This is a genomic window from Psychromonas sp. (assembly GCF_047632955.1).
Taxonomy (GTDB): domain Bacteria; phylum Pseudomonadota; class Gammaproteobacteria; order Enterobacterales; family Psychromonadaceae; genus Psychromonas.
The window spans coordinates 1-13472 of the sequence record NZ_JBLIED010000063.1 but is presented as its reverse complement, the minus strand read 5'-3'; the positions used below and the strand labels follow the sequence as shown (position 1 = coordinate 13472).

The window sequence follows — 13472 nt, the reverse complement described above, 5'->3', positions numbered from 1 at the left end:
TTTGATGCCGTCTTTTACTTTACCCTGAACAGAGACTAATCCTTCAAAGCGCTCCATCTCTGTCACACCAACGTCCGTTGCAAAGATAATACCGGATGCTTCTTCTACATCCTGCTGGGTGATACGGCCATCAATCCCGTTAGCACCCTGCTTTTCTACTTTGATTTCAAGACCACGTTCTTTAGCCTTCTTTTCTAAAATTTTGGCCGCCATGTAAGTATGAGCAACCCCGGCAGTACACGCTGTAACAGCTAATATTTTCTTCATTTTATGATCCTTTGTTTCATCTTTTAAGTTATACACCAGGTATTTGTATGACAATTTATCCTATTGAACCTAAGCGAATATCCATTTATCGCAGATATTTACAAGTTAACTTTTACTTACTCAGTGGCGCTATAATCACTGAATCCAGCTAATTTATCCGTGATGGAACTCACACAAAAACCACAAAACGTATTATAAAGGTATTAATACAACATAGATCACACCAATACAAACCCGCTTCCGAAAAAAGATACAACTAAGCATTGATTAATACATTTATTAGATAGGAGAGCAGGCCATAAATAGCAGAAATTTTACCGGGGTTCGCTTTGAAGAAAAGTGTCAATCCTTCTTATTAGTGCGGGTATATGATAAGGAATGGATCAAGCAGGATTGGTTGCGGTGGATGCTTTAGACTGCCGTCAGCTATCAGCCGACAGCATTATTTATTTAATACTACTGTTTTTTGACTTGCTCCCAAATAACATCTAACTCTTCGATGCTGCAGTCCTGCATTTGTTTACCCTGTGCAAGCACGCTTTGCTCGACCAGACGAAAACGTTTTTCAAATTTACTGTTCGCCTGGCGTAAGACCTGTTCAGGGTTACATTTTAAATGACGCACCAAATTAATATTGGCAAATAACAGATCCCCTAACTCTTCTTCAATACGCGCCTGCTTTTGCGTTTCGCTGAGATCATCACGTTTTACTTCCACTAAAACTTCATCTATCTCTTCATAAATTTTATCAACAACGGGCGGCAAACTATCCCAATCAAAACCCGCACTTGAGCAACGTTTTTGAATTTTATATGCACGGTTTAAAGCCGGTAAGCTTAAGGGAATATTGTCCAATAGACTGTCACTTTTATTTTCTGACAAGGCTTTTGCGGCGCGCTCTTTTTCTTTTTCAGCCTCCCAATTGGCATGAATTTCGTCTTCATTGGCAAACTCTGTATTGGCAAAGACGTGCGGGTGACGACGAATCAGCTTTTCGCTGATCGACTCAATGATATCGTTAAACTCAAACAGTCCCTGCTCTTTTGCCATCTGCGCATAAAAGACCACCTGAAAGAGCAGGTCCCCCAGCTCCCCCTTTAACTCCGCAAAGTCTTTCTGCTCGATAGCGTCAGCAACTTCGTAAACTTCTTCTATGGTGTGAGACACAATCGAATCAAAGGTTTGTTTTTTATCCCAGGGACAACCATTTTCAGGATCGCGCAGTTGTTCCATGATCTTTAACAGAGGTTGTAAATTAGCGGTTGGCATAAACGAATCCTTAATAGCAGCAATAAACCGCTAAGGGTAAATCAATTGTCAGGGATTATAAACAGGATATTAATAGTACTGAGCTATAACATAAAAAATCGGCACCCAAAATGCAGAGAAGCAGTTTATTCTGCTCGCTAAGAAAAGTGCCGCTTTGAACTAATAGGGATAGCGGTTTATTGTATTTTTTACTCACAAATCAAACACAACCGACAATATAACAACTACATTTAATGATATAACATCATAAGCTTGTGAATTAGACAAGACTACATTAGAATTAGCTAATTAAACTTAAGATTCTTTGTCAAGGGCTCACTCATGAAATCAAAATATTATTCACCCTCTGCGCTTTTTATCAGTTTGTTTTTTGCCGTTATGTACAGCAAATCGCTTTTTGCAGACACACTATTTGAGGTGATCGATGAGCAAAAAGAACAGATCGTCGTTTTAGATGCGACCATTGAAGCCATTAATAAAGCCACGCTTTCTTCACAAACCAGCGGCCGTATTACAAAAATAAATTTTGATACCAATGATTACGTCGAAAAAGACAGCATCATTCTGGAAATGACCAACAGAGAGCAGGGAGCGCAGTTGGCCGCTGCAGAAGCGAATGTATTACGCACCCAGGCTGCCTATAATGAATCCAAATTAACCTATGATCGTTATAAAAAACTTTTCCCCAAGGGTGCAATTTCACGGGGGCAACTGGATCAGGCGGCAGCGGCGGCCGAAACCAATAAACAGCTTATAAAGACCGCTCAGGCGGGTTTAACCCAAGCCAAAGAATCCTTAGATTATACCATTATCAAAGCCCCCTTCGCAGGCGTTGTTACTGAACGGCATGTGGAGATAGGTGAAACGGTCAATCCAGGCGAGCCACTTTTTTCCGGTATGTCCTTAACCAGCCTACGAGCGGTAACCGAGATTCCTCAGCGTTATCTTTTAGCACTGCGTGATAATCCGGAATTTATTATCACTCTGGGAGATGGCAGTAAACTGTTTTCGAATAAAATTACTTTATTTAACTATGCCGACCAACAGTCACATGCCTTTAAAGTACGTATAGACTTACCCCCCAACGATAAACTCTTATTACCGGGAATGTGGGTAAAAGTACAATTTGTGCGCGGCGAATCAAAAACAATCAATGTGCCAAGCAGCGCAATCTTGACCAATAACGAACTCAATGCGGTCTATCGGGATGTTGATGGGAAAGCGGTTTTAACCCAGGTTCGATTGGGTAACAGACTGGATAACGACATTGAAATTTTATCCGGATTACATTCCGGCGATAAAATCAGTATTGACGCCTACCAGAAGCTAAAACAGTTGGGGGCTAAAGAATGAATCCTCCACTCAAAATTTCCGGAAGAATTGCACAATATTTCCAGGGAGCTGCGATCACTCCTCTGCTGGCGATCGTTGGATTATTATTAGGTGTTTTCGCTATTTTGGTGACCCCCAAAGAGGAGGAGCCACAAATTGATGTCACTTTTGCCGATATCTATATCCCCTTCCCCGGCGCCTCTCCTAAAGAGGTAGAAAACTTAGTCACCATTCCGATGGAACAGGTTATTTCTGAAATAAAAGGGATTGATACCACTTACTCTTTTTCACAACCCGACGGTGCGATGATTATCGTTATTTTTAAGGTAGGTGAACAACGTAACGATGCGATTGTAAATTTATATAATCAGGTTTATTCAAATATGGATAAACTGCCGATGAATGCCGGTATCGGTCAACCCTTGATCAAACCGCGCGCCATTGATGATGTGCCCATCTCCTCATTAACCCTTTGGTCAAAAGATAGAAAGGTCACACCGCAGCAGTTGACTCAGGTAGGCCATGGTCTGGAGAGTGAACTTAAACATATTAATGGCACGCGTGATATCTATACCGTGGGCGGGCATCAACTGATTGTCGATATCCGTATCGATCCCATAAAAATGAATAGTTTTGGCGTCAGTTTTGATCAGATAAATCAAGTTTTAGCCAGTAATAATGCCAGCTCAACGCCGGTTTCTTTAATACAGAATAACCAGCAGATAAAAGTACAAACAGGCCAATTTTTACAGAACATTTCTGAAATAAAAAAATTGATCGTTTCGGTTAAAAGCGGTTTTCCCGTTTACTTAGAAGATGTCGCCGAGGTTAATCTTTCCGCCGATATTCCCACTCAAAATGTGTTACACGGTGAAGACGGTGTATTATATCCCGCTGTTACTATTGCGATTGCCAAGCAGCCAGGGAAAAATGCCGTTGATGTCACCAATGCCATAGCAGCGCGCATTAATGAAATCAAAAACGTGCTTATACCCAACAATATTGAGGTGACTATTTCGCGCGATTATGGCAAAACCGCTGCAGATAAATCCAACACTTTAATTGCTAAACTTATTTTTGCCACCAGCGCAGTGATTATTTTAGTGTTATTAACCATGGGCTGGCGAGAAGCTATTGTGGTCGGCGTGGCCATTTCAATCACCCTGACTATCACCCTGTTTGCCTCCTGGGCCTACGGATTCACCCTCAACCGAGTTTCTCTGTTTGCACTTATTTTCTCGATCGGCATTCTGGTCGATGATGCGATTGTAGTAGTGGAAAATATTCATCGCCATATGAAGATGAGTAATGAAAAACTCAGTGCAATCATTCCCGTTGCGGTAGATGAAGTCGGCGGGCCCACTATACTGGCAACCTTTACGGTTATTGCAGCCCTTTTGCCGATGGCTTTTGTCAGCGGCTTAATGGGCCCCTACATGAGTCCCATTCCAATTAATGCCAGCATGGGAATGCTTATTTCATTAGCCGTTGCCTTTGTACTTTCACCCTGGTTAAGCGGGAAATTATTAAAATCTCACACGCCGAGTGAAAAGCCGGTTACTAACGCAGGCGAGCAAGGTAAGCTCATAACAGAAAATTTTATGAGCCGCTTATTCCATAAAATAATTGGTCCCTTTGTGCTGGGCAAAAAAGCGAAAATGGCACGTTGGATACTGTTTATTGTGGTGATGATTTTGATCCTTTTATCGGTTCTTCTACCGCTCACAAAGTTGGTGGTCATGAAGATGTTACCCTTTGATAATAAATCAGAATTTCAAATCATCGTTGACTTACCCGAAGGCAGTCCCATCGAAGAAACTCAACGTTTACTGGTGGAATTGAGTGAAGTAGTCATCGATGTCCCTGAAATCAAAAACTTTCAGATCTATGCCGGGACTGCGGCGCCGATTAACTTTAATGGTCTGGTGCGTCATTACGATATGCGCAGCACTCAGGAGCTCGGTGATATTCAGGTTAACCTGATCGATAAAAGTGAACGGCAACGCGACAGCCATACAATAGCGGTCAGTATTCGCGGCCAACTGCAAAAAATAGCGCAGCCTTATCAGGCTAATGTAAAGGTCGTCGAAGTACCACCAGGGCCGCCCGTATGGTCGCCCATTGTAGCTGAAGTTTATGCCCCGAATACGGCGCTTAGGGAACAGACAGCCATACAGTTAAAAACCTTATTTCATGGTGCTGACGATGTGGTTGATATTGATATAATGTATCCGCAGGATCAGCAAAAATGGCAGGTAAATATTGACCGCAGTAAAGCAGCACGATTAATGGTGCCCTATGCCAATATTGTCGATGCCGTAGCAACGTCTATTGGCGGCAAAGACATTAATATTCTACACAGCGATAAACAAAAATATGCTATCCCTATTCGTCTGCAACTTAAAGAGGGTGATAAGGTTAATTTGGCACAGGTCTTAAACCTTAAACTCGCTAACCAAAACGGTAAATTAATTTCTCTGTCCGAGGTAATTGAGATTGAGAAAACGCTCGTGGATAAACCTATCATGCATAAAAACATGATTCCTATGATTATGCTGACCGCGGATATGACCGGTGAATTGGACAGCCCTTTATATGGAATGTTTTCTATCTACAACACCATTAAAGACAATAATTTAGATATAAACCAATATCTTATTAATCAGCCTAAAGGTACAGAAGAAGTCGCCGTATTGTGGGATGGAGAATGGAAAATAACCTATGAAACCTTTCGGGATATGGGTATTGCTTACGGGGTTGGCATGATCTTGATTTATCTTTTAGTCGTTGCGCAGTTCCGCTCTTATATTGTTCCGCTTATTATTATGGCGCCCATTCCTTTAACCATTATCGGCGTTATGCCCGGACACGCGCTGTTAGGGCAACAATTTGCGGCGACCTCAATGATCGGAATGATCGCCCTGGCAGGTATTATTGTCAGAAACTCGATTTTGTTAGTGGATTTTATTAATCATCAAACAAACAACGGGAAACCTTTTAACGAAGCGGTTATTAATGCCGGTGCAGTGCGTGCCAAACCAATTATTTTAACCGGATTAGCTGCCATGATTGGAGCGTTTTTTATTCTCGATGATCCCATTTTTGGCGGTTTGGCAATCAGCCTGATCTTCGGTATTTTTATCTCAACGATATTAACCCTGGTGATTATTCCGGTACTCTATTACGCCTTTATGCATAAACGCTTTGAGCCATAAGCACTGTGATAGTAGTGGCTGAACGCAAAAAAAGACCGCCTCAATTGGCGGTCTTTTTACAAACTTAATCAGGCGGAAAGATCAACCAACAATCCTTATAGCTAAACTTAACTAGTTAAAAGCACGAGCAACGCGGCCTTTAGAGGTTAGCTGATATTGTTTTGCATAGGCAGGAATAAAGACTGACTGACCTTTTGATATAGTGACACTTTCACCCTGTGAATGAGTTAATGTAACATCTGTATCCAAGGCAATTAAAATCTCGGCACTTTGTGTCTCTATGGTTAAATCATTCACAGATTCAAACAGTGCAAATTTGAAATCATCAACGGGAATCGCGTAATACAACCCCCCCTGTTTTTCTTCAGGTTTAAACTGCAGCGTTTCAAAAGGAATCGCTTCAAATTTAGTGCAGGCAACCAGCTCTTTAACGTCCATGTATTTTGGCGTTAAGCCGGCACGTAAAACGTTGTCTGAGTTTGCCATGATCTCAAGTCCCGTGCCTTTGAGGTACGCGTGCGGCGTACAGGCATACAGGAACATCGCTTCACCGGGCTGCAGAGTGATAACATTCAGCATTAATGGCGTGAACAAACCAATGTCACCCGGATGCTGCTTCGCAAGCTCTAAAATAAGCGCAAATAACGGATCTTGCTTATTAGCATTTGCATATTCAATTAACGCTTTTACTGCACGCTCTTTTGTTTCGCCCTGCAAGGACAGTATTGACGAGAAGAAGGTTTCAAGGCCGCTTGATGTAGGTGCAGCAGCGAATGCACAAACCAGATCATCAAGTACAGAAACATTTATCTTTTGAAATAAAGCGATTGTTTGATCAAACACTCTAAAACCATTCATTGCTTGATAAGGCGTGAGTGCATAGACAAGTTCCGGTTTATGATTTGGATCTTTATAGTTACGGTTGGCCGCATTACGCGCTAAGCCTGCCGCTTCTTCTTTTGCAAAACCGGCAACTGCCTGTTCTTTGCTTGGATGCACTTGCACCGATAAAGCTTCACCGGCGGCAAGCACTTTAAACAGATAAGGCAGTTCACCATATTTTGCGCTTGTTTCAGCCGTTAGAATCATGCTTTTATTTTGATTGATAAAATCCGATAAAAGTTGTGTTTCATTATTATTTTTTATTTTAGAACAACCGTTTGGGTGAGCACCCATCCAGATTTCTGCCTGATGTTGGTTGTCCGGATTTTTGACGCCCAGCAATTCACTGATAGCAGTACGGCTTCCCCAGATGTAGTCCTGGATAACATTTTCCATTGGGAAAAAATTAGATGGGAGTGCTTGTGACATGATTGTCCCTTATAGATTCAAATTCGATTAATAGGTAATAATTAGCCTGCTTTTTGTCACTTGTTATAAAACTTCTAAAGTAGCAATAAAAAGCAGCTAATTATTATTAAATATAAGTCAGTTAACGATTTACAATATTATTTTAGAGAAAGTGTATTTCCCATTGCCAGCGTTGCCGCAATATTTCTTGCCGTGCGCGTTAAGTTACCTTCAGCTTCACTTAATACCTGCGCTAAAGGTTGCGGAGAACGTACACTGCCAAATATACTACCGATAGTGTCATATAAAGCTTCCACTTCGAAGCCTAAGGATCCGGCAATGGCAATCACAGGAATATTGCGTGCTTGTGCACGTTTAGCAATACCAAAGGGGGTTTTACCGTTAAGTGTCTGGTTATCCATCTGACCCTCACCGGTGATCACTAAATCAGCCCCTGCTAATGCATCATCAACCTTTAAAATATCCAGTACCATGTCAATACCGGCCTGGATTTGAATATCAAAAGCTAAGCACAAGCCCATGGGCGTACCACCTGCTGCACCGAATCCGGCACTTTGCTGGTGATTAACCGTTAATGTTTTCTCGGCAACATCCGCAAAATGCGCTAATGCTTTGTCAAGTTGCTCCACCATTTCCGGCGTTGCTCCCTTTTGCGGACCAAAAACGTGACTCGCACCATTGCTCCCGGTTAAAGGGTTTGATACATCACAGGCCACAATAAATTCAACATTTGCACAGCGTTTATCAATATTGCTCAGATCGATAGCCGCTAAATCAATAAGCGCCGCACCGCCAGGGGGCAATTCATTACCCTGTGCATCTAATAATTGGCCACCTAAGGCTTGCAAAATACCCGCGCCGGCATCATTGGTTGCACTACCGCCTAAACCAATAATAATTTTTTCAACGCCTGAATCTAATGCCTGTAGTATGGTTTGGCCTGTACCAAAGCTGGTCGCTAACAGCGGATTGCGTTGCTCCGGAGTAATTAAATCAAGACCGGAAGCCGCCGCTATTTCGATTAATGCCGTTTTAGATTGCCCTTCATGAAGCAAAGCCCAGACCGCATTAACATTACCTGAAATAGGCCCCTGTACATCCTGATGTTGTCTTTCCCCGTTAAGCGCATCAACAAGAACATCAACAGTTCCTTCTCCACCATCAGCCAGCGGGATCTTGACAACTTCACAGTTTGGGAAAATTTGCGAAAAGCCATTTTCGATGCAGCTTGCAACGGCCATAGCGGAAAGGGATTCTTTAAAGGAATCGGGTGCGATAACAATTTTCATCATTTCCCCTATTAGCCCCTTATTACTAAGGGGCTGTCGTTGTAATTTGAGTATTACTTAGAATTTAACACGGAATGTTTTAGCCTGACACTGAGCTAATGTACCAAAATCCTGCGATTGTTGTACAGCGACTCCCTCTTTTAGCGTTTCATCCATTAAGGTTTCAACCCACTCGGTAACGGGAGTTGTAAACTCAACGCTGCCAGCTGCGGTTGCTGTTTCAGAGGGATTGTAAACACGCATGATTAATGCGTCTTCATCTTCCGCCTTTTTCAGTACACTTAATACTAAGCCTTCTTTCTCAGTGCTTAATAAGCTGTAGGTTAATGGTAAATTCTGCTCACCGACATTAAGTTTCATCGCATTATACGGAATCTTGTTGTAGGTTTGAATAGGGGTCACATTGGCACGCGCTTCAGCCATTACATTGGCATCGATATGGTTGCCAGCAAAGCCAAACAGGGTAAATTCACAAACCAACTTGCCACGCACTTGTGAATCTGGAGCAGGAATTTTGATACCCGATGGACGGCCAGGGCGAAGCAGTAGATTTTCTTTACCCAGTACACCAATACCACGGAACAGGGTCAGCGCTAAGGTGTCACGTTGCTCACTCTTGTTAGCAATAACTTCAAATTCACGCAGACCATTGGTCATAACCGCCATGCCCGCTTGACCATTTTCCAGTGCTGCAAAGTTCATCAGCTGGTAGACAGGAACCGGTGCTTCTTTCCACTTCTCTTCCTCCCACACTTTCATTGCCGGATCATCCGTTGGACGGGTGATCAAACCGAACTGGTTATCAGCAACAACAGTATCGGTCACAAAGGCAGTTGGAATCAATACACGCACGCGGTGATCATCGGCCTGGTTATCCAGTTCCATGCGTACTTCGATACGGCGACTATCTTCTTTTAGAACAACGCGGCAAACTGCCTCTACATACCCTTTTTGATTGCTGCGCGCTTCACGCGCTTCAAGGTTAGAAGGTACGTCCATACGCAGTTTAATAGTGGCAACAGATTGGAATGCCTGCTGCTCAACATTAATTTCTGCGTCAAACTGATCCGAGTATAATAGCCACTCTTTACGTGAAGGAGAGTAATCGTACTCATCACCATCATCTGAACCATCTTCAAGACGCAGTGCCTGATCAAATGTTTGCTCAGTCTCTTTATCAAAGATAGTTAATGTGCCGTTACCGTTAACAGTCACTTTGTAAAAGCTGTTTTCCAGTACATTCGGTTGTTTTTCTTGTGCCGCTTTTAATGCACCTTTTTCATTCGCTTTAACATGGAAAGTGGTAAAGCCCATTGCCGGTACTTTGACTTTAAGCTGAATTGAGAACTCCATAAAGGGGTCGTAGTTACCGTAATGTACGATTTGACGGTCAATTTTACCCGGGTCTATTTCACATTGATCTTCAATAAAGTATTCAATTTCGTTACCCGCATCATCAAAGATTTTGAATTCTTGAGCACGGATAGTGACAAGCGTATTTACAACTTCATCACGTGCGTAGGGAGAAAGGTTGAACAGTGCCAGTTTGTCACAATCTTCTTTAGCCGGCATATGATCAACAATTTTACGCTTGTAAAAGTTGATAAGGTTAGTCGCCATATCATCGGCAAGAATGTAACGGTTTAGAATTTCCGCATGAACTTTATCACTACAACAACAACCGATAGAATCGTGAGCATGGTTTTTCATGCTTTCTTTCCACATTTTCTCGATTAAACCGTGATGATATTCAAACCCTAATTTCCATGCAATAGCAGCCAGTGGCTCGAGAATATTAACAATTTTGTTTTCAACTTCAGCATGGATAATTTTGATATCCATACGAGTCGAGGAAATACTGCGGTGAACACGCATATATTTGCCATCGTTAAATTCACCCTTGATGGTATCGAGTTGATCTTTCTGCGCTTCTATTTTTTCAAAGACTTCTTCAAAACGACTCATCACAAATTCACGATCCGGGTAAGCTTCACGTAATGTATCCATCACCTCAAAAATGTCTTTCTGAATGGGCATCTGATCGTGACCATTGGGTAATAAAATATCTTTGGTCACCGAGGCACTTTCTAATACTCTCAGATAGGTATCTAAACGCTTGGTTAACGCTTGTTTATTATTAGGCAAATATTTACCAATAGCATAACCGAGCGGCAGAACCTGAGCGGTGACTTCACTGCCGTCATTTGACTGCCATAAAAATTCAGTTTTATCTGTACCGTGACGCTCAGAACAACCACGCCAAAACATAGTGCGATCGATACCGAAACCGTTATAGATCATCGGTAGCTGGGAGCTCATTGAGAATGAATCCGGCAGGTAGCCAATCTTCATTACATCACCCAATGCCAAACAATCGCGGATACCGTACATCATATTACGTACAATTGACTCGCCGGAAACCTGCATGGTATCGGTTTGCGAATACCAAGGACCAACGATCAGTTTACCCGCTTGAACCAGTGCTTTAACCCGCTCTGTATTTTCTGGTTTGACTGCAAAATAGTCTTCTAATAGCGCAGTTTGGCCATCCATTACGAAGTATTTATATTCAGGATCTGTTTCTAGACGTTCCAGAATTTCTTCCATATTATTAACCAGTAGGATGCGAGATTCTTCTGTTGTGAAGTACCATTCACGATCCCAGTGCATGTGCGGAGTAATATGTACGCGAGAGGTGCTCATAATTTTATACCTTATTTTTTAATAGGAATTTTTTAGTCGTCATTAAGAAAATATTTTTGAGATTGAACGTAGGATCTTTGTTATAAAAGAAACGTCGTCATCTGCTCTAGCAGGCGTTTTTGCAGGCGCTGTTTTTTCGAATGCTGGTGTTTGAGGTTTTTTCACCTCTGTTGCAGCCTCAATTTTGGGCATTTCACCATCAAGCAAAGCAATAATTTCTTCTGCTGTTGTCGCCTTAAGCACCGCTTCGCGCGTATCATCGTCAACCAGTGCAGAGGTTAAATCGGTCAGGATCTTCATATGGGTTGAACCCGCTTCGGCATTGGGAATCGCCAATAAGAAGATTAAGTTAACATCTTCCATTTCATCGTCATCTATTCCCTGCCATTGCAATGTTTCTTTTAGTGTTGCTACAGCAAAGCTGGCTTCTTTAACCGCATCGGATTTACCGTGGGGGACAGCAAGGCCTTCACCTAATGCTGTTGCGCCATGGGCTTCACGCTCAAATACAGCTTCAAGGTATTGTTCTTTATTATGTAATTTTCCCTGCTGATCAAGTTGTTCGGCAAGAGCTTTAATCGCGCTATCTCTATTCGCGAATGTTGTCTGTAGATTAATTAAAGCACTGTTGGTCAGAGCAGTGATCTTGGTTGCTGTTTCAACAACTTCTTGTTTGACTTCTTCACCATTAAGCAAAGCAATTACCTGCGCCGCAGAAGTCGCTTTAAGCATCGCTTCACGGGTATCATCATCAACCAGTGCAGAGGTTAAGTCGGTCAGGATCTTCATATGGGTTGAACCCGCTTCTGCATTTGGAATCGCCAATAAAAAGATTAAGTTAACATCTTCCATTTCGTCTTCATCTATCCCCTGCCACTGCAGAGTATTTTTTAATGTTGCCATTGCAAAACTTGCTTCTTTTACTGCATCAGACTTGCCATGGGGTACGGCAAGACCTTCACCTAATGCCGTTGCGCCATGTTCTTCACGCGCAAATACAGCATTAAGATATTCTTGCTTATTATGTAATTTACCTTGCTGATCAAGTTGCTCTGCAAGTGCTTTAATAGCTGTGTCTCTATCTGCGTAGGTAGTTTGCAGATTTATCAAAGAGCTATTGGTAAGAGTTGTAATATTCATAAATATTGCTCCGTTCCATTTTTACAAGTTTGATGTATTTGATGCATTTGATTATTTAATGAAAGTAATGTTACCTATTAAATACACAAATACTGTGATTTAGATCTACATTATAGTCAATTGTATTGTTATTTGTATTATTTATTACGATTTTATTTGTACACGTTCAATCATAAAATTAAAAACATAACCCCGAAAAAGTATATACCCCTCTGATTTATCAAAACAAATTAGCTTAAAAATCACATCGTAACAAATGAGAGTGCAATCGAACATTTCTCAGATAAAGGTTAGTAAAAACATATCAACTACCCTTCTGTAACAGCAAAATAGCCATTTACAATAAAACCGATCAGGGTTTAGCAAAAAGATCAAAGATAATAAAAAAGGGTTTTTCCAATGTGTGACAGCCATTATCCAATACATTTATCTATTCGTACGCAGGTTGTTTCTATTTTAAAAAATTATAGCGCTAACAACAAAACCACAGAGAAAAAACAATACAATAACAATACAAAATAGTATTTGTGTGAAACAAATCACAGACAGGAAAAACAAATAAAGGCATTATCGCATCATTGAGCAATTGCATAGATTAAGTATGCATCGGATTAGCAGAGATTGACTAAAGAATAAACAAAGATTTACCCTTTAATTTAAAGAGAAAAAAGAGGATTCAAAAATGAAGATATTAGCTGTTACAGCCTGTACCGCCGGGGTCGCCCATACCTACATGGCGGCTAAAACCTTAGAAAAGAAGGCTAAAGAACGTGGTCTTGAAATCAAAGTAGAAAAACAGGGTGCTAACGGTATTGATGACCGTATCACCCAGCAGGATGTAGAAGAAGCATCCGGTATTATCTTTGCAACGGACGTTGGTGTGACAGAGATGGAGCGCTTTGAAGGATTAGTCTCTGTTCAGGGTAAAGTAAAAGACGGCATCAAG

The 13472-nt window shown here is 41.6% G+C and carries 9 protein-coding genes; 3 read left to right on the top strand and 6 right to left on the bottom strand.

Annotation, left to right across the window (positions count from 1 at the left end; translation table 11 throughout):
- Window positions 1–321: PTS fructose transporter subunit IIB (locus ACJAZP_RS19050; RefSeq protein ID WP_415232329.1), on the bottom strand; the 321-nt coding region annotated here is incomplete at its 3' end.
- A 402-nt stretch (window positions 322–723) separates the two neighbouring features.
- Complete coding sequence (mazG, locus tag ACJAZP_RS19045) at window positions 724–1536, bottom strand: nucleoside triphosphate pyrophosphohydrolase (protein ID WP_415232328.1); 813 nt, start codon at window positions 1534–1536, stop codon at window positions 724–726.
- 321 nt (window positions 1537–1857) lie between these two features.
- Between mazG and ACJAZP_RS19040 the strand changes: the two genes are divergently transcribed.
- Window positions 1858–2889: an efflux RND transporter periplasmic adaptor subunit gene (locus ACJAZP_RS19040; protein WP_415232327.1), complete on the top strand. Its 1032-nt coding sequence runs from the start codon at window positions 1858–1860 to the stop codon at window positions 2887–2889.
- Window positions 2886–6083, top strand: coding sequence for an efflux RND transporter permease subunit (locus ACJAZP_RS19035; protein ID WP_415232326.1), 3198 nt, complete (start codon window positions 2886–2888; stop codon window positions 6081–6083). The genes ACJAZP_RS19040 and ACJAZP_RS19035 overlap by 4 nt, the downstream gene beginning before the upstream one ends.
- 111 nt (window positions 6084–6194) lie before the next feature.
- On the opposite strand, the gene manA is transcribed toward ACJAZP_RS19035, so the two are convergent.
- From manA to ACJAZP_RS19015, 4 genes are all read right to left on the bottom strand, one after another.
- Entirely contained in the window at window positions 6195–7394 is a 1200-nt protein-coding gene (gene manA / locus ACJAZP_RS19030; RefSeq protein WP_415232325.1) for a mannose-6-phosphate isomerase, class I, read from the bottom strand.
- 137 nt (window positions 7395–7531) lie between these two features.
- On the bottom strand, window positions 7532–8683 hold the full coding sequence (locus tag ACJAZP_RS19025; protein WP_415232324.1) for a glycerate kinase: 1152 nt from the start codon (window positions 8681–8683) through the stop codon (window positions 7532–7534).
- Between the two features lie 57 nt (window positions 8684–8740).
- Window positions 8741–11386: a mannosylglycerate hydrolase gene (mngB, locus tag ACJAZP_RS19020; RefSeq protein WP_415232323.1), complete on the bottom strand. Its 2646-nt coding sequence runs from the start codon at window positions 11384–11386 to the stop codon at window positions 8741–8743.
- 42 nt (window positions 11387–11428) lie between these two features.
- Window positions 11429–12526, bottom strand: coding sequence for a fructose PTS transporter subunit IIA (locus tag ACJAZP_RS19015; protein ID WP_415232322.1), 1098 nt, complete (start codon window positions 12524–12526; stop codon window positions 11429–11431).
- A 682-nt stretch (window positions 12527–13208) separates the two neighbouring features.
- On the opposite strand from ACJAZP_RS19015, the gene ACJAZP_RS19010 reads away from it, so the two are divergent.
- On the top strand, window positions 13209–13472 hold a 264-nt coding region (locus tag ACJAZP_RS19010), incomplete at its 3' end, for a PTS fructose transporter subunit IIB (RefSeq protein WP_415232321.1).

What these genes read in the sequence shown, in the direction of transcription:
- mazG (WP_415232328.1), bottom strand. Translation starts at nt 1,536, where the DNA reads ATGCCAACCGCTAATTTACAACCTCTGTTAAAGATCATGGAACAACTG.
- ACJAZP_RS19040 (WP_415232327.1), top strand. Translation starts at nt 1,858, where the DNA reads ATGAAATCAAAATATTATTCACCCTCTGCGCTTTTTATCAGTTTGTTT.
- ACJAZP_RS19035 (WP_415232326.1), top strand. Translation starts at nt 2,886, where the DNA reads ATGAATCCTCCACTCAAAATTTCCGGAAGAATTGCACAATATTTCCAG.
- manA (WP_415232325.1), bottom strand. Translation starts at nt 7,394, where the DNA reads ATGTCACAAGCACTCCCATCTAATTTTTTCCCAATGGAAAATGTTATC.
- ACJAZP_RS19025 (WP_415232324.1), bottom strand. Translation starts at nt 8,683, where the DNA reads ATGAAAATTGTTATCGCACCCGATTCCTTTAAAGAATCCCTTTCCGCT.
- mngB (WP_415232323.1), bottom strand. Translation starts at nt 11,386, where the DNA reads ATGAGCACCTCTCGCGTACATATTACTCCGCACATGCACTGGGATCGT.
- ACJAZP_RS19015 (WP_415232322.1), bottom strand. Translation starts at nt 12,526, where the DNA reads ATGAATATTACAACTCTTACCAATAGCTCTTTGATAAATCTGCAAACT.